The following is a 20,801-nucleotide window of genomic DNA, read 5'->3' as shown; positions in this document are numbered from 1 at the left end:
AAGCGGCTCGGCGCGGCAAGCGGCGCGCCGCTCGAGTGCAGACCAGGGCGCGCGGCATCCGCCCGGATGTTACGCGGCCGACCGCACCGGCGACTGACTCGACCCGTCGTTCGCCGCAGCGTGCGCCCGCCATGCCGCACGCCGCCGGGCGACGAACCGGCGCCATGCGCCTCCGTAGTGCAGGAACCACACGAGCATGAGCCCGCACGCGACCAGGTAGAACGAGTGCAGGAACCAGATGGGCCCGAACGGCAGGCTGAACACGTAGAGCGAGTACACGACATTGCCGAGATTGGTGATCGCGAGGTTGCCGAGGCTGTACGACGAAAGGTCCTTCGTGCGCGCCGCCTTCACCAGCATGGGCATATAGCTCATCGCGAAGAGGCCGGTCGATACGACGCCGGCGAGCACGGCGACATCCATGGCACCGAACGTACGGAACGCCGGGGTGCCCCGCATCGGGAGAAGCACCCATTGACGGATGCCTCGTGGAGCGGCATTTCGCTCCGTCACGCCTGCGTCGTCTCAGGGCGGGCTCGGAGCCGCGGACCCGCGTCTCGGCCGCGTCGCCTGCGTCGCCCGTTCGTCAGCGGTGGGCGTACTTGGCCACGCGATCGCGCAGCCGCTCATCGAGCGCGAAGTCGGCCTTCGCCTGCTCGCGGTCGGTCGACAGGGTGACGGATCCCACGATGGCGTGGAATGCAGCGGAGCGGGCCATCTTGCGCGCCTGCTGCGACTGCACCCGTCTGCGCTTGATCACCTTGGCGTGCTTCTTGGCAGCGGCGTCGGCGAGGGTCTTTCGTTCTGCATCGCCTGAGGCCGTGACCCGCAGCGATGCGAGTTCGAGCCGCGCCGCCGCCTGCTTCGCCCGGTGCTTTGCGTGCCGTGGGTCGTCGGAGAGCTCCTTGCGCGCGCCCCGAACGTCGGCGCGGGCGGCCGCAGTGAGCGTCTCGAGGTTCGCCCTCGTTTCGCGTGACAGGGTCTTCGCCAGCTTTCCCGCCTCGGCGCTCGCGCGCCTGGCCTCGGCGACCGCCTTTCGCGCCTCACGTCGCTCGTCGCGACGAGGGTCGGTTATCCGCGCCATGTCACCCTCCTGTCGGGTTACGTCTCCAGTATCGGTCCTGGTCGATGCGGTGGGCGGAACTTCTTCTTCTTTTGCTCCTCCTCCTCCCGCTCGCCCGTCTCATTACCCATCCTCTCCCCCTCCTCTTCCGGCTCCCGTCCTCAACAATGGGTTTTCCACGGGGTTGTTCACAGTCTGTCGAATCTTCGTTCGAGTGTCGGTGGCTGCTGGGAGGATGTGGTCATGTCCGAACCGTTGTCCGACTTCGCTGGTATCACCGGTGCGTTGCGGGCGTTCGGGCTGACCCCGGCGGTGTTTCACGCGGCCGATGACCGGGCGTTGGTGGTCGCGCTCGAGGCGATCTCGGTGTTGCGGCACGAGGTCGAGCGGCATCAGGCGCTCGCCGCGGCCGAACTCGCGCGCCGCTCCAGGGCCGGGTTCGGGCAGCAGTGGTTGGCGCGGCGTGACGGGCACACCTCGGCCGGGGCGATGCTGCAGTCGATCACCCGGTCGTCGAAGCGTGACGCGGCCGCACTGGTCGCGGTGGGTGAGATGGTCGCCGACGTCGAGGCCGCCGCCGAACTCGACCGCCTGCGCCACGACCCCGACATCGCCGCCGTGCTGCCCGACGTGGCGCCGCCGTGGTTCGCAGCCCTCGGGGACGCCGTCGTCACCGGGCTGCTGACCGTGGCCCTGGCCGACGCGATCCGCTCGGGCCTGGGCGAACCCGGCGGCGACGCCGACGAGGGGTGCCTGCGCACCGAACTCGAGACCCTGATCCCCCTCTGCCGCACCGTGCATGCTGATGCGGCGCGGCGGGCCGCCCGGCAGGCCCGTGACCGCATCGACACCGCCGGGGTCCAGACCCGCGCCGATCGGCAGCAGCTTGCGCAGTTCTGGCGGGTCTGGGTCAAACCCGACGGCTCGGTGCGCGGCGAGTTCGAACTCGAACCCGAAGCCAAGGCATGTACGTGAAGGCGGTGTTCGACCAGCTCACCCATCCCCGCCTGATCGAACCCAAAGTGCGGCGCGGGTTCGGCGACCCGGTACACGGCGACCAGGCCTACGCCGACGCGAAAGCGACCCGCGAACGCAACGCCGCCGACGGGCTCGTCCAGTTGCTCCGCGCCGGCGCGAGCGTCGACCCGGGCCGGGTGCTGAACCTGCAGAAACCCTCGGTGCGTATCGTGGTCAACGAACACACCCTGACCACCGGGCACGGGTCGGGCATGCTCGAGGGCCACCCCGACCGCATCCCCCTCACCAACGTGCACACCGGCCTCTGCACCGGGTACCTGCCGATCCGATTCGGGGAACAGGGCGAGTGTCTTGACCTCGGCCGTGACGAACGCCTCTTCACCCCGAAACAGAAGACCATCCTCGCCGTCCGCGACGGCGGCTGCCTCGACCCCGACTGCACCCGGCCCCCGTCCTGGTGCGAAGCCCACCACATCGACCACTGGGAACGTGACGAGGGCCGAACCGACCTCGCCGACGGCATCCTCCTCTGCCGAAGAGACCATTTGAGATACCACAACCAAGGCTGGGAAGTCCGCCGAGACGGCACCACCTACTGGCTCATCCCACCACCCGGCATCGACCCCGAACAGACACCCCGGTTGATGCGACCCAACACCCCCACCGACATCATCAACCCCATCGACCCGACGCGACTGCCCGCGGCGACGACCGCATCGCCTACCCGAATGCGAGAACATCCACCCGAGCGCGAACGCCTCACCTCGATCGCGGGGTAGAACTCTGCCCACCACCGAGCGCAAGTGTCGACACCCGGTCCCGGGCGCTTGGCGCGGTGCGCCTGCCGCGGCGCGGTACCGGGCGCTTGGCGCGGTGCGCGGGCCGAGGCACGAGGCACGAGGCACGAGGCACGAGGCACGAGGCACGTGCGCAAACGCGCGTGATGCGGCAGTCTGATGCGCACCGTTCGATTCCCGCGATGCCGTCAGAGGAAGTCGCAGCGATGTGCCCCCCGAACGGGGTACGTGACCGCGATGCCTTCCGACCGCCATGCTTCACTCATGACTGAGGTCGGCGAGACATCCGCCCCTACCCACACCGGCCCCATCGACGACGCGCATCGCGCGCAGGCTGCGCGCCTGCTCGAGCACCTCATCGTGCACGGCCCCGCGACTCGCAGCGAGCTCTCAACGGCGACCGGCCTGGGTCGCGGCGCAATCGCCGGCCTGACGGCGCGCCTGCTCGAGGCGGGCGTCATCCGGGCGAACCAGGCCGATACCTCGGCCGACGGCCGCACCACACCCCTCGCCCTGACCGCATCCGATCACGTGCTCGTCACGGCGATGCTCGCGCGCGACGAGGCGATCGCCACGGTCGCGACCCTCGGAGGTGACGAGATCGCACGCTTCGTCGCGCCCCTCGTGACACCGCCGACGCCTGCGCTCGATGACGATGACCCAGACCGGGCGACCGAGGCGCTGCCGACGCCCGCCGAACTCCTCGCCGCCGCGCTGAGCCGAGCGCTCGCGCGTGCCGACCGGGCGGGACATCCGATCGCCGACGTCACCGTGCTCGTCGACGGCGCCGTCGTCGGCCAACCCGCAGTGGTCATCACCGACGCACGCCTGGGCGCCGAACCGGTCGACCTGGTCAGCGTGCTGCGCGGTGCCACGCCCGGACTCGACGATGCCGAGGCCGCCCTGCCGCTGCCGCTCGCGCTGCAGTCGACGGCTGCCGCGGCCGCCCACGCCGAACGCGCCGAGCTACCGGGCGTCGACGATGTGCTCTTCCTCTCGGGCGACGGCGCCATCACCGCGGCAGTGATCTCGGATGGGCGGCCGCTGATCGGCGCTCACGGACTCGCGGCGACGTTCGCCCACCTGCCGGTCGTGCAGGGCGGCGTGCGGTGCGACTGCGGGCAGACCGGATGCCTCGCCACGGTGGCCGCGTCGGGAGTCGTGCTCGAGCGCGCGGGACTCGCAGAGTTCGCCGCTGCCAACGGCCACGCTGCCGCACTCGAGGAGCTCGTCGCGAGGGTCGACGACGGCGACGACCGGGCACGCTGGTCGTGGCTCGACGCCGCGCTCTGGATCGGTCGCGCGCTGCAGGTCGTCGTGCCCACCGTCGACCCCACCGCCGTGGTCATCGGCGGCTATTGGGCGCCGCTGCTCGGCGACATCGAGGCCGCGTTCCGGGCGAACCGGCCGACGATCGGCGGCGGTGCGCTGCGCGCGATCCCGACCCTCGCGCCTGCCCGGCTCGGCCCCGATGCGGCGCTCGTAGGTGCCCGGCGTCAGGCGCGCGAACGCCTGGTGGCTGACCCGTTGCTGCTCGTCGGCTGACGTCGCCGGCGAAGCCGGCTCGAGATGCCCCAGCCGGTGACCTTGAACATCGCCTCGACGACGATGCCGAGGCTCATCTTCGACCGGCCCTGCACCCGCTCGACGAAGGTCACGGGCACCTCGACCACCGTGAGCCCTGCCTCGCGGGCGTGCCAGAGCATGTCGACCTGAAAGCCGTAGCCCCGGGTGTGCACCTCATCGAGGTGGAGGCGCCTCAGCGCCTCGGCGCGGAACGCGCGGTAGCCCGCCGTCGCGTCGCGCGTGGGCAACTGCAGCACCCACCGGGCGTACGCGCTGCCGCCGCGCGAGAGCAGCTCGCGGTGACGCGGCCAGTTCTCGATCGAGCCCCCGGGGATCCACCGCGAACCGATGACGAGGTCGACCGGCTCACCCGCGGGATCGGTTCCCTCGAGCGCGGCGAGCAGTGACGGCATCTGCTCGGGCAGGTGCGACCCGTCGGCGTCGAGTTGCACGATCGGGTCGAAGCCCTGCGCGAGCGCCCACTCGAACGCCTCGAGGTAGGCGGCGCCGAGCCCTGCTTTGCAGGCCCGGTGCAACACGTGCACGGCGGCGTCGCGTGAGGCGAGCTCGTCGGCCAGCTCTCCGGTGCCATCGGGCGAGCTGTCGTCGACGACCAGCACCGAGGCATCCGAAACCGCGTCGCGCACCCGGCCCACGATCGACGCGAGGTTCTCGCGCTCGTTGTAGGTGGGGATCACCACGAGGGGTCGCCGCATCGCGTTCCTTCCTCACGTCGTGACCACGCAATCGTAACCGCCCCATTCCGGGGGGATGCTCCCGAGCCGCCGGGGGCATGCCCCCGAGCCGGCCGCACCGAGGCGCGGTACCGTCGAAGACATGCACTCGGCAAGACGGAACACACGGCTCGCGGCGGCCACAGGCGTCGGCATCGCTGCACTCCTGCTCAGCGGATGCGCGCTGCTGCAACCACCCAAGACCCTGAGCGACGAGGCCACCGTCGACGCGGCGATCAGCACGATCGAGATCGACGACAACGACGGCGGAGTCATCGTGCGCGGCGTCGAAGGGGCCACCGACATCTCACTCGAACGAACCATCCGCTACCGCGGCGATCGCACATTCGAGGACACCCATGCCGTCGAGGGTGACACCCTCGTGCTCGGCGGCTGCGGCCGCAACTGCTCGGTGAGGTATGTCCTCGAGGTTCCGGCGGGGCTCGACATCAGCGGCCACACCGAGAACGGCGAGGTCGACCTGACGCTCGTGCACGACGTCGATGTCGAGACGAGCAACGGGCGCATCACGCTCGATGGCGTCACCGGCACGATCCGGGCGGCGACGTCGAACGGGCGCATCGAGGGTTCAGGCCTCGACGGCGACGGCGGCATCGTCGTGTCGACCTCGAACGGCGCGATCGACCTTCGCCTCGACGTCGCGCAAGACGTCGAGGCGCGAACGTCGAACGGCTCGATCGACCTCGCGGTGCCCGACGGCAGCTATCGCGTGAGCGCCGAGACGTCGAACGGCCGCACGAACGTCGACGTGCCGAACGATTCCTCAGGCGAGTTCACGCTCGACCTGTCGACGTCGAACGGCTCGATCACCGTCGAGTCGAACAGGTAGGTCAGCGCACGGCGTCAGCGCACGGCGTCAGCGCACGGCGTCAGCGCACCCCGGCCATGAGCCGCAGCACGGGCTTGCGCGCCAGCCAGAGCGCGGCGCCGAGCACGATCGCGATCGCACCGAGCACGCCGAAGTAGGTCGCCTCGTTCACGACCGTGTAGAACTCCGCGAGCTGCCCGGCGATCGACGTGCCGAGCGCGACCGACAGGAAGAACAGCGCCACCATCTGCGTGTGGAACGCGGTGGGCGCGAGCTTCGTCGCGACCGAGAGCCCGACCGGTGAGAGCAGCAGTTCGGCGACCGTGAACACGAAGAGGATCAGCACCATCCACAGCAGCGGCGTCGAGTTGGCGCCGCCGCCGGCGAACGGCAGGAACAGCAGGAACGCAACGCCCATGACCGCCGTGCCGAGCGCGAATTTGACGGGCGTCGCGGGCTGGCGGTCGCCGAGCTTCGTCCAGAGCGCGGCGAACGCGCCCGACAGGATGATGATGAAGATCGGGTTGATCGACTGCACCCACGGCACCGGCATCTCCCAGCCGAACAGGTTGCGGTTCAGCTGCTCGTCGGAGTAGATCGTCAGCACGGTGAACTGCTGCTGGTACAGCGACCAGAACGCGACGCTCGCGATGAACAGCGGAATGAACCCGTAGACCCGGCTGCGCTCGGTCGGCGTGATGCGATGGCTCGAGAGGATCACCACGAAGTAGGCGACGGCCGCGATCACGGTGCCGCCGATGACCCAGGTCACGAGGTTCGTCGCGTTAACGAGGCCGGTGAGCACGAGCACCGCGATCAGCAGCACGGCCGCGATCGCGATGCCGATCACGAGCAGGCGTCGCGCGGCGGGCAGCGGGTTGGGCACGACGGATGCCTCGGGCGGAAGGCTCTTGCGGCCGAACGCGTATTGCGTCAATCCGAACGCCATGCCGACCGCGGCGAGCGCGAAGCCCCAGTGGAACCCCCACTGCTGCTGCACGATGCCGGTGAGGATCGGCCCGAAGAAGGCACCGAGGTTGATGCCGAGGTAGAAGATCGAGAACCCGGCGTCGCGCCGGGGGTCGTGCTCGGAGTACAGCGTGCCGACGACGCTCGTGGCGTTGGCCTTGAGTCCGCCCGAGCCGATGGCGACGAGCACCAGTCCGACGCCGACGCCGAGGAACCCGGGCAGCGCGGCGAGCGCGATGTGCCCGGCCATGATCACCCAGGCGGAGTAGAACAGCACCCGTTCCGACCCGAGCAGCCGGTCGGCGATCCACGCGCCGAGGATCGTCGAGAGGTACACCGCCCCGCCGTAGGCGCCGACGATGCCGGCCGCCGAGGTCTGGTCCATGCCGAGGCCGCCCTCGGCGGCCGAGTAGTACAGGTACAGCAGCAGGATGCCCTGCATGCCGTAGAAGCTGAACCGCTCCCACATCTCGACGCCGAAGATGTGCACGAGTGGTCGCGGCTGCCCGAGAAAGCCGTGGTCTCCCCGGGTGTCGCGTTCGATCGGCTCGGCGCCGTTCGCGGCCGGCTCAGGCGGCCCGTACTCCCCCGGGGCAGGTTCGGTGACCTTGCCCATGGGGGCAGCCTAGCCTTGCGTCGCTCCGGCCGCAGTGGTGGACTGACGAGATGCCCGGATCGGCCACGCTCGACGGCGGGGTGCGCCTCGCGTGGGCGAACCCCGACGAGTTCGATCGCGGGCGTGCCCTGCACCTGCTCGGCAGCACCGAACGCGCCCGCGCGGTCGCGACCACCCACCAGGGCCTGCGCGACCGGTTCCTGCTCGGGCGCATGCTGCTGCGCGACCTCGCCGCCGAGGCCGGCGGCATGCGCGCCGAGGCCGTCGAGGTCGCCGCCGTCTGCGAACGCTGCGGCGCCGAGCACGGCCGGCCCCAGCTGCGATGGTCGGATGCCCCTGCCCCGCCACCGACCGCGAGCCTCGCCTCGTGCGCGCACCTGGTGATCGCCGCCATCGCACCCGCGGGCATCACGGTCGGCGTCGACGTCGAACCGGCCCGCGTGCCTCGCGAGGCCGACGCGGCCCGCCGCGGCGCGATCGTCGAGCTGCTCGGCGGCACCACGCGCACCGCAGTGCGCCGATGGGTGCGCGCCGAGGCCGTGCTGAAGGCCGACGGCCGCGGCCTGCGCGTCGAACCCGGCCGGGTCGCCTTCACCGAGACGAGCGGCGGCAGCGGCGGCAGCGGCCGTCGCGTGACCGCGCGACTGCCCGACGCGCCGACCGTCTACGACCTGTTCGACCGCCGCATCGAGGGGTGCCTCGTCAGTCTCGCCGTCGCGCGACCCACGACCTGACGCGCCCGGCGAACGACTCGTCGACCACGGGGGCGGGCGGCAGCGCCGGCAGCGCGGGGTCGTAGAGCCACGACTCGAAGAACGACCCGAAGTCATCGCCCGTGCGGCGCTCGACGAGCTCGATGAACGCGGTCGTCGTGGCGGTGGCATGCCGGTTGGCTGCGGTCCACTCGGGCAGCAGGTCGAAGAACGCGTCGTCGCCGATCGCGAGGCGCAGGGCGTGCAAGGTCAGCGCCCCACGCTTGTACACCCGGTCGTCGAACATGTCGGAGGGCCCCGGATCTCCGAGCATCAGGTCGGCGGGCAACCGCGACAGCAGCGCGTGGTGCTCGCGGGCGAGCTCGTCGGCAGAGGTCTTGCCCGCGGCATCCGACCACAACCACTCGGCGTAGCAGCAGAAGCCCTCGTTCAGCCAGATGTCCTGCCAGCGCTCGACGCCCACGCTGTTGCCGAACCACTGGTGCGCGAGCTCGTGGGCGATGAGTCGCTCTTCACCGCCCTGCCCGTCGACGTGGTTCGCGCCGAAGACCGCGAGCCCCTGGGCCTCGAGCGGAATCTCGAGCTCGTCGGGCGTGACCACGACCGAGTACTGCTCGAACGGGTACGGCCCGAAGCAGTCGTCGAACACCTCGAGCATCGCGGGCAGCGGGTCGAAGTCGGCGCGCACCCGGCGTTCGAGCGGCCGGGGAAAGAACACCGCGGTCTCGGTGACGGTGCTCGCGAGCTCGCGCTTCGCGTACCGGCCGACCTGCAGCATGACCAGGTAGCTCGCCGTCGGCTCGCGCTGCTCGTAGACCCACACGCCCTGCCCGGCGACGACGCGGTGCTCGACGAGCTCGCCGTTGGCGACGACCGTGTACGCCTCGTCGGTCTCGAACCGCAGCCGGTAGCTCGCCTTGTCGCTCGGGTGGTCGTTGCACGGGAACCAGGTGGGCGCGCCCGACGGCTGCGATGCGACGAGCACGCCGTCGTCGAGCTCCTCCCAGCCGATCGCGCCCCAGCGGGTGCGTCGCGGTTTCGGGGCGCCGCCGTATTCGATGACGACGGATGCCTCGGCGCCCGCCTCGATCGCATGCGGCGGGGTGATGCGCAGCTTGCCGTGCACCTGGCGGAAGTCGGCCTTGCGCCCGTCGACCCGCACGCGCGACGCGGCGAGCCCCACGAGGTCGAGCGTGAACCGGGCGAGCGGCTGCGTGGCCTGCAGGCGCAGCTCGGCGACCCCGTCGAGCCGGTTGCGCGCGATGCGGTACTTCAGGTTCAGCGAGTTCGACAGCGTGCGATACCCGCCGTTGCCGCTGTGCGGCACATACGAGTCGCCGGCGGTCTCGGCACCGATCTCGCCAGCCTGCATCAGCGCACCGGCGCGTGGTAGTCGGCGACGCGCACCGCGCGCCATGGACCGATGGGGTTGCCGCTCCAGCGGCTGCCCACGGGTACGGCCTCGCCGCGCATCACGAGCGAAGCCGGGCCGACGGTCGCGTGGGCGCCGATGGTCGCGGCCGGGAGGATCACGCTGTGCGGGCCGAGCGTGGCACCGGGTTCGAGGGTCACGTGGTCCATGCTCATGATTCGATCATGGAACAGGTGCGTCTGCACGACGCAGCCGCGGTTCACGGTCGATCCGTCGCCGAGGGTGACGAGGTCGGCCTCAGGCAGCCAGTAGCTGTCGCACCACACCCCGCGACCGATGCGCGCGCCGAGCGAGCGCAGCCACACGGCGAGCGCGGGGGTGCCCGCGGCGGCGTTCGCGAACCACGGCGCGGCGACCATCTCGACGAACGTGTCCGAGACCTCGGTGCGCCACACGAAGTTCGACCAGAGCGGGTACTCGGCGACCGTGATGCGCCCGACGAACGCCCACTTCGCGATCGTCGAGACGAGCGCCGCGACACCGCCCGCCGCGAGCACGACGACGCCGCTCACGAGCAGCGCGATGAACACGCCGTAGGCGTCGGCGAGCCACGCGAGCGTGAACAACACGCCGAGACCGATGCCGCACGTGGCGAACACCGGCACGATGCGGCAGAGCTCCCACAGGGCGCGAGCCAGGCGAAGGCCGTAGGGCGGCGCATAGGTGCGACCCTCGTCTGACGCGAGTGCTGCGCGGCGCAGCCGCACCGGCGGCGAACCGAGCCAAGACGTGCCCGGCTTCGACTTCGAGGGCGCGACCGAGAGCACGGCCACGAGCGCATCTTTCGCGAGCCGGTGGCCGGCGGTCGCGATGCCCGAGTTGCCGAGGAACGCACGCTTGCCGATGCGGGCCCGCGCGAGCCGCATCCACCCGCCCTGCAGCTCGTACGAGGCGACCATGGTGTCGTCGGCGAGGAACGCGTGGTCGCCGATCGTCGTGAGCGACGGGATGAGCAGCACGGTGGATGCCTCGACGCCGCGCCCGACATCTGCGCCGAGCAGGCGCAGCCAAACGGGGGTGATGAGGCTCGAGTAGAGCGGGAACAGGATGGTGCGCGACGCGTCGAGCAGGCGCTCGGTCGTCCACGCCTGCCACCCGATGCGGCTGCGCACCGGGTGGCGCCCCTCGTCGAGCCGGATCGCCAGCAACCGCACCGCGATGATGATGAGTCCGGCGAACACCACCCCGGTGACGAGGGTCGCCGGAACGAGCCACGCGAGCGCGCGCAGCGCCGCCTCGCCGAGGTCCTCGGATCCGGCGATGCCGAAAGCGATCACGACGCCACCCGCGGCGAAGGCGGTCAGCGGCAGCAGCGCGAGGAACACCGACGACAGCCCGTAGGCGAAGAGCCACCCGTTGGGGCGAGGCGGCTCGGCCGACTTCGGCTCGGCCGGGCCGACGCGCTCGGCGGGCGACCCGGCCCAGCGCTGGCCCGACGGCACACGACCGAACACGGCCGAGCCCGGCGCGACCTCGGCTCCGCGGCCGATGCGCGCGCCGGGCAGCAGCGTGCTGCGCGTGCCGATGGTCGCCTCGGCGCCGATGCGCACCCGCCCGATGCGCACGAGGTCGCCGTCGATCCAGTAGCCCGCGAGGTCGACCTCGGGCTCGATGGCCGCATGATCGCCGATCGTGAGCATGCCGGTCACGGGCGGCAGCGTGTGCAGGTCGACGTCGCGGCCGATCGTCGCGCCGAGCGCGCGGGCGTAGTTCGTCACCCACGGCGCCCCCGCAAGGCCGACGGGATCGACCTGGTGCGCGATCTGGTCGGCGAGCCACATGCGCATGTGCACCGAGCCGCCGCGCGGGTAGTCGCCCGGCTCGAGGCCGGCGAGCAGCACGCGCGCCCCGACGACGGCGATGCCCATGCGGCCGAACGGGGTCGCGAAGATCACGAGGCCGACGATGAGCAGCCACAGCGGCACGGTGGGCAGGACGTCGAATTCGTCACTGACCGCGCGCAGGATGCTCGTCGCGGTGAGCAGGTAGAGCAGCCACCGCGCCCCGCTCAAGATGAAGAGCGGCACACCCGCGAGCGTCTGCATCCATTGCGTGCCTCGCGGCGTCGGCTCGGGCTGGTGGAACGTCGCCGGTTCGGATGACCCGTCCCCGACCCGCGCGTCGAGCTCGTCGGCCATCGAGCCGAGCCTGGGGTGGTCGTAGATGTCGGCGACCGTGAACTCGGGGTCGCGGGTGCGCAGGCGGCTCACGAGCTGCGCCGCGGCGAGCGAGCCGCCGCCGAGGTCGAAGAAGCTCGCGTCGGGCTCGGTGACCGGAACGCCCAGCACGGCCTGCCACTGCTCGGCGAGCCAGGCCGCCGACTCGCCCAGGCCGGCGGCGTCGAGTTCGACCCCGGGCAGTGGCCACGGCAGCGCGGCCTTGTCGACCTTGCCCGACGTGCGGGTGGGCAGGTCGTCGAGCACCGCGAGCAGCGGCACGAGTGCCGCCGGCAGCTCTTCGGTGAGCCGGGCGCGAGCCGCGCCCCGATCGAACGCTTCGGTCACGGCGAGGTACCCGACGAGCACCTTGTTGCCCGCCTCGGTCGTGCGCACCGCGGCGGCGGCCGCGTTCACGCCGGGCAGTTCGAGCAGCGCCGACTCGATCTCGCCGAGCTCGATGCGACGCCCCCCGACCTTCACCTGATCGTCGGCGCGACCCTGGAAGAGCAGCCCGACGCCGTCGAACACGACGAGGTCGCCCGAGCGGTACGCCCGCTCCCACCCGAGGGTCGGCATGGCCGAGTACTTCTGCGCGTCCTTCTCGGGGTCGAGGTACCGTGCAAGACCCACTCCGCCGATGATGAGCTCGCCCGGCTCGCCCTGCGCGACGGGGTTGCCCTCGGCATCGACCACGGCGAGGGCCCAGCCGTCGAGCGGCAGGCCGATGCGCACCGGCCCCTCGGCGTCCATGAGGGCCGCGCACGCGACGACGGTCGCCTCGGTCGGCCCGTAGGTGTTCCAGACCTCTCGCTCGGGCGACGTGAGCCGAGCCGCGAGCTCGGGCGGCACCGCCTCACCGCCGAAGATCAGCAGCCGCACGTTCTCGATCGCCTCGGCCGGCCACAGTGCCGCGAGGGTCGGAACCGTCGAGACCACGGTGATGCCGTGCGTGATCATCCACGGCCCGAGGTCCATGCCGCTGCGCACGAGGCTGCGCGGCGCCGGCACGAGGCAGGCGCCGTGCCGCCAGGCGAGCCACATCTCTTCGCACGAGGCGTCGAACGCCACCGAGAGCCCGGCCAGCACGCGGTCGCCCGGCCCGATCGGCTCGCCCTGCAGGAACAGCCTCGCCTCGGCGTCGACGAACGCCGCCGCCGAACGGTGCGTCACCGCGACGCCCTTGGGCGTGCCGGTCGAGCCTGAGGTGAAGATGATCCACGCGTCGTCGTCGAGGGTGGGCGGCGTCGCGATGGGCGTCGCGTGCGTGCTCGGGTGCGGCGGATCGCCGTCGAACAACTCCGGCGATGGGACATCCGCGAACCCGACGCCCGACCGGAACTCGCCGCTCGGCCCGAACTCGCCGCTCGGGCGGAACTCGCCGCTCGGGCGGAACTCACCGCGACCCGTGATGACGCCCCGCACCACGGCCTCGCCGAAGACGAGTTGCGCGCGCTCTTCAGGGTCGTCGGCGTCGACGGGCACGTACGCCGCACCCGCGGCCATCGCCCCCAGGATCGCGATGTACAGGTCGCGCGAGCCTGAGGCCATGCGCACGCCGACGCGATCGCCGCGGCGCACCCCCGCCTCGTGCAGCCGCGCCGCCGTGCGCACGACCCGCGCCATCAGTTCGCGGTAGCTGAGCGCGCCGTCGGCGTCTTGGAGCGCCGAGGCGTCGGGATGCCGCTGCGTCGTATCGCGCAACACGTCGAGCAGGGTGCGCGGCGGAGTGACCTCGTTCGTGCGATCGAGGATTCCGGGTGCATCGGTCGTCACGCGACCTCCTCTGAGGATTCGCTGCCGACGCGGCCCGCCCTGCGCGGTACCGCGGAGGAGCGATCACGTGTCAATCGCGGAGGAAGACGATCAGTTGCGCCTTGCTGAACCGGGAGTATCCGGGAATGCCGCGCTCTCGGGCGAGGCTGCGCAGGTGCACGACCGTCATCTCCTCGAGCCGCTGCGTCGCCGCGGCGCCGGCGACCGTCGGCTTCGTTGGCGAGGCGGGCTCGGCCGTCGCTGACTTCGCCGCCCCCGGCTTGGCGGTGGACTTCTTGACCACCGTGGGCGTCGCGGCGGCTGATTTCTTGGCCGCGGGCTTCGCGGCAGCTGACTTCTTGGCCGCGGCCTTCGCGGCCGCGGGCTCCAATTTCTCGGCTGCAGGCTTCGCGACCTTGGACGCGCCCGCCTTCACCGGCTTGTCGGCCTTCACCGGCTTGGCCGGCTTCACCGGCTTCACCGGCTTGGCCGGCTTCACCGGCTTCACCGGCTTCACCGGCTTCACCGGCTTCGCCGGCCTGTCGGCCTTCGCCGCATTCTCGAGCCGCTGCTTCACGACGGCCGCCTCGACGCGCAGGCGCGACGCGACACGGGCGTGGTTCGCCTCGGCGTGGGCCGCGCGCTTCCTGGTGCTCTTGTCGGCCTTGTCGGCGAGTCGCTTCGCCTCGGCGAGCGCCTCCGCCGCCGCATCGAGTGCACGACGCGCCTGCTTGAGCGCCTTCTTCGCCTTCTTCTCAGCCTTCTCGGCCTTGCTCCGTGCCATTGCCCACCCCTGACCCGACGCCGCAAGGTCGAACCCGTGCGGTCGGTGCAAGGATAGCGCGGGACTCACGCCACCTGACGGTGCTGCAGCACCCCCTCACCCACGCAATGCCGCCTTCAGCGCCTCGAGCACCGTCGGGTCTTCGATCGTGGCGGGCACCTTGTAGGGCTCACCGTCGGCGATCTGGCGCATGGTCTTGCGCAGGATCTTGCCCGAGCGAGTCTTCGGCAGGCGCTCGAGCACGGTGACGTCCCGGAACGCTGCGACGGGCCCCACTGTCTCGCGAACCAGCGCGACGATCTCTTCGACGAGCACGTCGTGGTCGATGGATGTCCCGTGCTTGAGCGTCACGAATCCGGCGGCGCGCTGTCCCTTCAACTCGTCCTTGAGGCCGACCACGGCGACCTCGGCGACCGCGGGGTGATGGTTGATGGCCTCTTCGAGGGTGCCGGTCGAGAGCCGGTGACCGGCGACGTTGATGACGTCATCGGTGCGACCCATGACGTAGACGTAGCCGTCGTCGTCGACGTAACCGCTGTCGCCGGTTGCGTAGTACCCGGGGAAGGCGGTGAGGTACGACGAGACGTACTGCTCGTCGCCGCTCCAGAGAGTGGGGAGACTGCCGGGCGGGAGCGGCAGCCCGAGCACGATGTTGCCTTCCACTCCGGTCTCGACCGGCCTTCCCTTGCCGTCGACGACGGCGAGGCGGTAGCCGGGCACGGGCATCGAGGGCGAGCCCGGCTTCACGGGCAGGGGTTCGATACCACGTGCGTTCGCAACGATCGCCCACCCCGTCTCGGTCTGCCACCAGTGATCGATGACCGGGCAATGCAGGGCCTCACTGATCCAGTGATACGTCTCGGTATCCAGCCGTTCCCCGGCGAGGAAGAGGGCATCGAGGCTCGACGTGTCGTGCTCGGCCAGCTCCTCGAGGTCGGGATCGACGCGGCGGATGGCCCGCACGGCGGTCGGTGCCGAGAAGAGCACCTTCACCCCGTACTCGTCGACGATGCGCCAGAACGCCCCCGCATCGGGCGTCCCGACGGGCTTGCCCTCGTAGAGCACCGTCGTCGCTCCGGCGAGCAGCGGGCCGTAGACGATGTAACTGTGGCCGACCACCCAGCCCACGTCGGAGGCCGTCCACATGACGTCGCCCGCGTCGATGTTGTAGATGTTCTTCATCGACCACGCGAGGGCCACGGCGTACCCGCCATTGTCGCGCACGACGCCCTTCGGCGTACCGGTCGTACCCGACGTGTAGAGCACGTACAGCGGGTCGGTCGCCGCGACGGCGACGGGTTCGACGGGCACGGCGGTCGCGAGCTCCTCGTCCCAGTCACTCCATCGCACGCCGACGTGACCGTCGAACTCGGCGGCAGTGCCGGGCACGGCCTCGCGATCGCGCACGATGACTGATTCGACGCTGAGTTCGTCGGGGGCGATGACGCTGATCGACTGCGTCACCGTGTCGGTCACCGACCGGTCGCCGACGATCATCGCCAGCGCCTTCTCGATGATCGGCAGGTACTCGACGGCGCGGCCCGGCTCGAGGCCACCCGACGAGGTGACGATGACCCGGGGTCGGGAGTCCTGGATGCGCACGGCGAGTTCGTTCGCCGCGAAGCCGCCGAACACCACGGAGTGCACGGCACCGATGCGGGCGCAGGCGAGCATCGCGATCACGGCCTCGGGCGTCATCGGCAGGTAGATGGCGACGCGGTCGCCCTGCTCGACGCCGTTGTTGCGCAGCACGCCGGCGAAGCGCGCAACCTCATGCAGCAGTTCGCGGTAGGTGAAGGTGCGCTTCGATCCCGTCATGGCCGAGTCGTAGGCGAGTGCCACCTGATCACCACGGCCCGCCGTCACCCAGCGGTCGAGCGCGTTCTCGCTGACGTTGAGGACTCCGTCGGGAAACCAGCGGTAGATGGGAGCCGCGCTGTCGTCGAGCGCCCGTGTGGGAGCGTGACGCCAGTCGACGAGTGCGGATGCCTCGAGCCAGAACTCGTCGGGCGACTCGATGCTGCGGCGATATTCGTCGGCGTGACGACGGACGTTGGTCTCGGTCATGCGCTTCCTCCGTTCGGAGATGACGCGACCGGCGCCGCGTCATCGCGACGTAGCCAACACTACGACTCCGATCCGGCGACCGCCCGCGGTGCGCGACGAGTGGTATGGATTACGCGGCAAGCGGCGTATTTGTATACATAGCGCGGGCACATCGCCCCGCGTCATCGACGCAGATCGCGCGATCGGAGAGGACTGTATACATACACGCAGATCCGGGAACTGACGTGAGCCCTGACGAACCGCATCGGCGGCCTACCCCCCGAGTTCCTCGAGCACCTCGGCTAACCGCTCGACCGCCCAGTCGAGGTCGGCGGGTTCGACGACGATCGGCGGGGCGAGCCGAATGGTCGAGCCGTGCGTGTCCTTCGCGAGCACCCCGTGACGCATGAGTGCCTCGCACACCTCGCGCCCCGTGCCGATCGACGGATCGATGTCGATGCCCGCCCACAGTCCGGCCCCGCGCACCGAGACGACACCGTGCCCGACGAGCAGCCCGAGGCGTTCGTGCAACCGAGCGCCGAGTTCGCGCGCCCGCTGCTGCGGCTCGCCCGTGGCGAGCATGCGCACGACCTCGAGGCCCACCGCCGCGGCGAGCGGGTTGCCGCCGAAGGTCGAGCCGTGCTCGCCCGGCCGCAGCACCCCGAGCACGTCGCGGTCGCCGACGACCGCCGACACGGGTACGACGCCGCCGCCGAGCGCCTTGCCGAGCAGGTAGAGGTCGGGCACGACTCCGACGAGGTCGCACGCGAAGGTCGCCCCGACCCGGCCCAGGCCCGACTGGATCTCGTCGGCGATGAGCAGCACCCTGCGCTCGGTGCAGAGTTCACGCAGTCGCGGCAGAAAGGAGGCGGGCGGCACGATGATTCCGGACTCGCCCTGGATCGGCTCGACGAGTACAGCGACGGTGTTGTCGTCGATCGCCTCGGCCACGGCGGCGGCGTCGCCGTAGGGCACGGTACGGAAGCCCGGCGTGTACGGCCCGAAGTCGTCGCGCGCGTCGGGGTCGTCGCTGAACGAGATGATCGTCGTCGTGCGCCCGTGGAAGTTGCCCGCCATCACGATGATGTTCGCGGTGTCGGGCGCGACGCCCTTCACCCGGTAGCCCCAGGCCCGCGCGACCTTGATGCCCGACTCGACGGCCTCGGCGCCCGTGTTCATCGGCAGCACCATGTCTTTTCGGCACAGCTCGGCGAGCTCGGTGACGAACGGCCCCAGCCGGTCATTGTGGAACGCGCGGCTCGTGAGTGTGATGCGGTCGAGCTGTTCGCGTGCCGCCGCGACGAGCCGTGGGTTGCCGTGACCGAAATTCACCGCCGAGTACGCGGCGAGGCAGTCGAGGTACCGGCGGCCCGAGACATCCGTCACCCATGCGCCCTCGCCTGACGCGACCACGACGGGCAGCGGATGGTAGTTGTGCGCGGTGTGCTCGTCTTCGAGCGCGATGGCGGCGCTCGTCGCATCGGTCGAGGTCGAGGCAGGGGACGTGGTCATCGCCGCAGCTCCAGGGTGCAGCACTTGACGCCCCCGCCGCCGAGCAGCAGCTCCGACAGATCGACGCCGATCGGATTGTAGCCGTGCTCGCGCAGCTGGCGTTCGAAGTCGGCGGCACGCGAGGCGATGACCACGTTGTACCCGTCGCTGAACGAGTTGAGGCCGAGGATCGCGGCGTCGGTCTCGTTCACGATGATCGCGTCGGGATACCGCTCGCGAAGCACGGCGACGGATGCCTCGTCGAACGCGCTCGGCAGGTAGGCGATGTGCTCTTGACCGGGCGTCGGATCGAGCACGGCGAGGGCCGTGTCGAGGTGGTAGAAGCTCGGGTTCACGAGTTTCAGGGTCACGATCTCGCGGCCGAACACTCGTGCGAGCTCTTCATGAGAGCGCGAGTCGCTGCGGAATCCCGTGCCCGCGAGGATGGATTCACCGACGAGCAGGAAGTCGCCCTCGCCCTCGTTGACCTCGTCGGGCACATGCACGTCGAAGCCCGCCTCGCCGAACCACCGCATGTAGGCGGGCCCTTCGGGCTGCCGCTCGGGGTGCGTGAACTTCGCACCGTAGGCGATGCCGTCGAGCACGAAGCCGCCGTTGGCGGCGTAGACCATGTCGGGAAGCCCGTCGACCGGGTCGATGAGCGCCACGTCGTAGCCGAGCCCGACGTAGGTGTCATAGAGGGTCTGCCACTGCGCGAGGGCGAGGTTCGTGTCGGTCGGCGCCGCAGGATTCATCCACGGGTTGATGCGGTACACCACCGTGAAGTGCTCGGGGCGGCACATCAACACGGAGCGGCCCGTGGGGCGACGCTCGGGGGTCGTGGCGGGTTGCGGCTGGGTTCGGGCCAGAGTCGACATCTCACTCCTTCGTAGGGCGCGGTGCGTGACCCCGGCGACGACGTTCGGGTTGCGCAGCCGCCGGGGACTCCTTTCAGTGTGAACCGAAATCCGTTGCGGTTGGGCGCTTCGAACGCATGATTCGCGCGCATTCGCTCGCCGTTCGCAACGAACTCGCGCGAAACCCCACGGATGTCGCAGACATCGGCTTGCCGCATGCCCGGCGCTGGGGCATCCTGAAGCGACGGCGCGATCACGCGACACGATCACGCCGGAAGGAGCATCGTGGACGGCAGAGACGACGAACACGTCCGCCGGCTGCAGCGCATCGCGTACGGTGCGAACGCCTCTGCCGAGGAGCGCAGCGCCGCCCTCGATGAACTCGATCGGCTCGGGCGGTTCGAGACGGCCAGCGTCGACGACGCTTCGGCAGCAGCGACCCCCGACCCCGCCCACGGCGTCGAGCCCGAGGCTGCCGTCGACGGCGCCGGGCCCGAAGCTGCCGTCGACGGCCGCGCGACGCCGGTGCCGCGCCGATCGAGGCGGTTCACAGTGCGTGCTGGCGTGATCGCGGGCGCAGTCGCCCTCGTGTTCGGCGTCGCCGCCGGCTTCGCCGTGGGCTGGCAGTCGCGACCCGGCGACCTCGGGGGCACTACGACACTCGCGGGCTCGTCCGGCCCGGTCGAGCTGGGCCCCCGCCTGCACGCCGACGTGTTCGCCTCGATGCCCATCGCCCTCGAGACCGATGCCGCGCGCGTCTTCGAACGCGAGCCGACCCCTGCAGACGCACTCGACCTCGAGACCCCGCTCACCGAGCTCACGGCGCTCCTCGCGCCCGTCGACACGCGACTGCTGGCAACGAGCCCGAACGGCGTCACCCTCTTCGCGGCGCGCGACGACACCGACCTCTGCCTGGTCGCCGACTTCGGCGACGGCGGTGCCGCCTCGGTGTGCACCCAGCGAGGCCGATTCCCGACCGACGGCCTGCGAATGACGGCCGGCGCACCCGGAATCGTCGTCGAGGTCGCCTGGACCCCCGACGGTGTCGTTCACCTCGCAACGCCGCACTGAGCCGGGCAGCCCCCAGGGCCACGGGGGAATCGCGACGCATGGATCCACCACATGGTCGGGGGTCTTCCACGTGTGCGCAGGAAATCCGCGTCGAGCGCTATTCGAACGCAACGGATCCACGTACACTCCGAGCATGGACAACCTCGATCGCGCGATCCTCGATCTGCTCAGGCAGAACTCCCGGGCGGGGTACGGTGACATCGGATCGTCGGTCGGCCTCTCGGCTTCGGCCGTGAAGCGGCGCGTCGACCGGCTCGTCGCCGACGGCGTCATCCGCTCGTTCACGATCCAGGTCGACCCGACGGTCGACGGCATGTCGACCGAGGCGTACGTCGAGCTGTTCTGCCGCGGCACCGTCGCGCCCGACGAACTGCAGCGCATTCTGCAGGGCGTGCCCGAGGTCGTCTACGCCGGCACCGTCACCGGCAGCGCCGACGCGATCGTGCAGATCCGGGCCCGCGACATCGCCTCGCTCGAAGACGCGCTCGAACGGGTGCGGGTCGCGCCGAACGTCGACCACACGCGCAGCGCCATCGTGCTGTCGCGCCTCGTCAACCGCAACCGCGACTGACCGACGCCATGCGGCTCACGATCGACCACGAGGCATCCGAGCCCCCGTTCGAACAGGTACGTCGGCAGGTGACGAACGCCGTGGCCGACGGAACGCTCGCACCCGGCACGCGGCTGCCCACCGTCCGCGCGCTCGCCGACGAGCTCGACCTGGCCGTCAACACGGTCGCCAAGGCGTACCGGGCGCTCGAGGCCGACCAGGTGATCGAGACGCGTGGTCGCTCGGGCAGCTTCGTCTCGGCGCGGGGCGACGCCGTCGCGCAGCAGGCGCAGCACGCCGCACTCGCCTTCGCCGACCGCATGCACCACCTCGGCGTCGAGCGCGACGAGGCGCTGCGCCTCGTGTCGTCGGCCCTTGACGCGCCGCGCTGACC

18 protein-coding genes are annotated in these 20,801 nt (G+C 70.8%); 8 read left to right on the top strand and 10 right to left on the bottom strand.

The genetic code is table 11. From position 1 onward, the window contains the following. Positions 1 to 69: 69 nt before the first annotated feature. Positions 70 to 459: a hypothetical protein gene (locus ABD164_RS07795; protein WP_425545922.1), complete on the bottom strand. Its 390-nt coding sequence runs from the start codon at positions 457 to 459 to the stop codon at positions 70 to 72. A gap of 127 nt (positions 460 to 586) precedes the next feature. Then, positions 587 to 1,084, bottom strand: a complete 498-nt coding sequence (locus ABD164_RS07790; RefSeq protein WP_344295172.1) for a hypothetical protein — start codon at positions 1,082 to 1,084, stop codon at positions 587 to 589. A 222-nt stretch (positions 1,085 to 1,306) separates the two neighbouring features. Here ABD164_RS07790 and ABD164_RS07785 point away from each other — a divergent pair, with 222 nt between their 5' ends. The 3 genes from ABD164_RS07785 (at position 1,307) to ABD164_RS07775 (ending at position 4,383) form a co-directional block, all read left to right on the top strand. Continuing rightward, positions 1,307 to 2,038, top strand: coding sequence for a hypothetical protein (locus ABD164_RS07785; protein WP_344295170.1), 732 nt, complete (start codon positions 1,307 to 1,309; stop codon positions 2,036 to 2,038). Continuing rightward, complete coding sequence (locus tag ABD164_RS07780; RefSeq protein WP_344295168.1) at positions 2,029 to 2,820, top strand: DUF222 domain-containing protein; 792 nt, start codon at positions 2,029 to 2,031, stop codon at positions 2,818 to 2,820. The genes ABD164_RS07785 and ABD164_RS07780 overlap by 10 nt, the downstream gene beginning before the upstream one ends. A 282-nt stretch (positions 2,821 to 3,102) precedes the next feature. Then, positions 3,103 to 4,383, top strand: a complete 1,281-nt coding sequence (locus tag ABD164_RS07775; RefSeq protein ID WP_344295166.1) for an ROK family protein — start codon at positions 3,103 to 3,105, stop codon at positions 4,381 to 4,383. On the opposite strand, the gene ABD164_RS07770 is transcribed toward ABD164_RS07775, so the two are convergent. After that, complete coding sequence (locus ABD164_RS07770) at positions 4,335 to 5,120, bottom strand: polyprenol monophosphomannose synthase (protein WP_344295165.1); 786 nt, start codon at positions 5,118 to 5,120, stop codon at positions 4,335 to 4,337. The genes ABD164_RS07775 and ABD164_RS07770 overlap by 49 nt on opposite strands. Positions 5,121 to 5,241: 121 nt before the next feature. Between ABD164_RS07770 and ABD164_RS07765 the strand changes: the two genes are divergently transcribed. Continuing rightward, positions 5,242 to 5,988 (top strand): DUF4097 family beta strand repeat-containing protein, encoded by a 747-nt coding sequence (locus ABD164_RS07765; protein WP_344295163.1) that lies wholly within the window; start codon positions 5,242 to 5,244, stop codon positions 5,986 to 5,988. A 40-nt stretch (positions 5,989 to 6,028) separates the two neighbouring features. On the opposite strand, the gene ABD164_RS07760 is transcribed toward ABD164_RS07765, so the two are convergent. Then, entirely contained in the window at positions 6,029 to 7,552 is a 1,524-nt protein-coding gene (locus tag ABD164_RS07760; RefSeq protein WP_425545921.1) for a peptide MFS transporter, read from the bottom strand. A gap of 50 nt (positions 7,553 to 7,602) precedes the next feature. Here ABD164_RS07760 and ABD164_RS07755 point away from each other — a divergent pair, with 50 nt between their 5' ends. Further along, positions 7,603 to 8,286, top strand: a complete 684-nt coding sequence (locus ABD164_RS07755) for a 4'-phosphopantetheinyl transferase family protein (protein WP_344295162.1) — start codon at positions 7,603 to 7,605, stop codon at positions 8,284 to 8,286. On the opposite strand, the gene ABD164_RS07750 is transcribed toward ABD164_RS07755, so the two are convergent. From ABD164_RS07750 to ddaH, 6 genes are all read right to left on the bottom strand, one after another. Then, positions 8,255 to 9,637 (bottom strand): M1 family metallopeptidase, encoded by a 1,383-nt coding sequence (locus ABD164_RS07750; RefSeq protein WP_344295161.1) that lies wholly within the window; start codon positions 9,635 to 9,637, stop codon positions 8,255 to 8,257. The genes ABD164_RS07755 and ABD164_RS07750 overlap by 32 nt on opposite strands. After that, entirely contained in the window at positions 9,637 to 13,629 is a 3,993-nt protein-coding gene (locus ABD164_RS07745; RefSeq protein ID WP_344295159.1) for a Pls/PosA family non-ribosomal peptide synthetase, read from the bottom strand. Before ABD164_RS07745 ends, ABD164_RS07750 begins: the two co-directional genes overlap by 1 nt. Before the next feature lie 70 nt (positions 13,630 to 13,699). After that, a complete protein-coding gene (locus tag ABD164_RS07740; RefSeq protein WP_344295157.1) occupies positions 13,700 to 14,392 on the bottom strand; it encodes a Rho termination factor N-terminal domain-containing protein in 693 nt (230 codons plus the stop codon). Positions 14,393 to 14,488: 96 nt separating this feature from the next. Beyond that, entirely contained in the window at positions 14,489 to 16,459 is a 1,971-nt protein-coding gene (locus ABD164_RS07735; RefSeq protein WP_344295155.1) for an AMP-binding protein, read from the bottom strand. A 252-nt stretch (positions 16,460 to 16,711) separates the two neighbouring features. After that, the gene (gene rocD, locus ABD164_RS07730) at positions 16,712 to 17,950 is read right to left on the bottom strand and encodes an ornithine--oxo-acid transaminase (protein WP_344295153.1); all 1,239 of its coding nucleotides are present in this window, start codon (positions 17,948 to 17,950) and stop codon (positions 16,712 to 16,714) included. Beyond that, complete coding sequence (ddaH, locus tag ABD164_RS07725; protein ID WP_344295151.1) at positions 17,947 to 18,807, bottom strand: dimethylargininase; 861 nt, start codon at positions 18,805 to 18,807, stop codon at positions 17,947 to 17,949. The genes rocD and ddaH overlap by 4 nt, the downstream gene beginning before the upstream one ends. A 264-nt stretch (positions 18,808 to 19,071) precedes the next feature. On the opposite strand from ddaH, the gene ABD164_RS07720 reads away from it, so the two are divergent. The 3 genes from ABD164_RS07720 (at position 19,072) to ABD164_RS07710 (ending at position 20,799) form a co-directional block, all read left to right on the top strand. Then, complete coding sequence (locus ABD164_RS07720) at positions 19,072 to 19,857, top strand: hypothetical protein (protein WP_344295150.1); 786 nt, start codon at positions 19,072 to 19,074, stop codon at positions 19,855 to 19,857. Between the two features lie 133 nt (positions 19,858 to 19,990). Then, complete coding sequence (locus ABD164_RS07715) at positions 19,991 to 20,428, top strand: Lrp/AsnC family transcriptional regulator (RefSeq protein WP_344295147.1); 438 nt, start codon at positions 19,991 to 19,993, stop codon at positions 20,426 to 20,428. 8 nt (positions 20,429 to 20,436) lie between these two features. Next, positions 20,437 to 20,799 carry a GntR family transcriptional regulator gene (locus ABD164_RS07710; RefSeq protein WP_344295145.1) on the top strand — a complete coding sequence of 121 codons (363 nt, stop codon included), beginning with the start codon at positions 20,437 to 20,439 and terminating at the stop codon, positions 20,797 to 20,799. Positions 20,800 to 20,801 lie beyond the last annotated feature (2 nt).

Origin of the sequence: Agromyces neolithicus, from assembly GCF_039529735.1 — a bacterium.
GTDB lineage: Bacteria > Actinomycetota > Actinomycetes > Actinomycetales > Microbacteriaceae > Agromyces > Agromyces neolithicus.
The sequence above is the reverse complement of the archived record's forward strand: the minus strand, read 5'-3'. Positions and strand labels throughout refer to the sequence as shown.

Coding starts and splice junctions, on each gene's coding strand:
- ABD164_RS07775 (WP_344295166.1), top strand. CDS start 3,103: ATGACTGAGGTCGGCGAGACATCCGCCCCTACCCACACCGGCCCCATC.
- ABD164_RS07710 (WP_344295145.1), top strand. CDS start 20,437: ATGCGGCTCACGATCGACCACGAGGCATCCGAGCCCCCGTTCGAACAG.
- ABD164_RS07790 (WP_344295172.1), bottom strand. CDS start 1,084: ATGGCGCGGATAACCGACCCTCGTCGCGACGAGCGACGTGAGGCGCGA.
- ABD164_RS07755 (WP_344295162.1), top strand. CDS start 7,603: ATGCCCGGATCGGCCACGCTCGACGGCGGGGTGCGCCTCGCGTGGGCG.
- ABD164_RS07740 (WP_344295157.1), bottom strand. CDS start 14,392: ATGGCACGGAGCAAGGCCGAGAAGGCTGAGAAGAAGGCGAAGAAGGCG.
- ddaH (WP_344295151.1), bottom strand. CDS start 18,807: ATGTCGACTCTGGCCCGAACCCAGCCGCAACCCGCCACGACCCCCGAG.
- ABD164_RS07795 (WP_425545922.1), bottom strand. CDS start 459: ATGCGGGGCACCCCGGCGTTCCGTACGTTCGGTGCCATGGATGTCGCC.
- ABD164_RS07760 (WP_425545921.1), bottom strand. CDS start 7,552: ATGGGCAAGGTCACCGAACCTGCCCCGGGGGAGTACGGGCCGCCTGAG.
- ABD164_RS07765 (WP_344295163.1), top strand. CDS start 5,242: ATGCACTCGGCAAGACGGAACACACGGCTCGCGGCGGCCACAGGCGTC.
- ABD164_RS07715 (WP_344295147.1), top strand. CDS start 19,991: ATGGACAACCTCGATCGCGCGATCCTCGATCTGCTCAGGCAGAACTCC.
- ABD164_RS07770 (WP_344295165.1), bottom strand. CDS start 5,120: ATGCGGCGACCCCTCGTGGTGATCCCCACCTACAACGAGCGCGAGAAC.
- ABD164_RS07750 (WP_344295161.1), bottom strand. CDS start 9,637: ATGCAGGCTGGCGAGATCGGTGCCGAGACCGCCGGCGACTCGTATGTG.
- ABD164_RS07785 (WP_344295170.1), top strand. CDS start 1,307: ATGTCCGAACCGTTGTCCGACTTCGCTGGTATCACCGGTGCGTTGCGG.
- ABD164_RS07780 (WP_344295168.1), top strand. CDS start 2,029: ATGTACGTGAAGGCGGTGTTCGACCAGCTCACCCATCCCCGCCTGATC.
- rocD (WP_344295153.1), bottom strand. CDS start 17,950: ATGACCACGTCCCCTGCCTCGACCTCGACCGATGCGACGAGCGCCGCC.
- ABD164_RS07735 (WP_344295155.1), bottom strand. CDS start 16,459: ATGACCGAGACCAACGTCCGTCGTCACGCCGACGAATATCGCCGCAGC.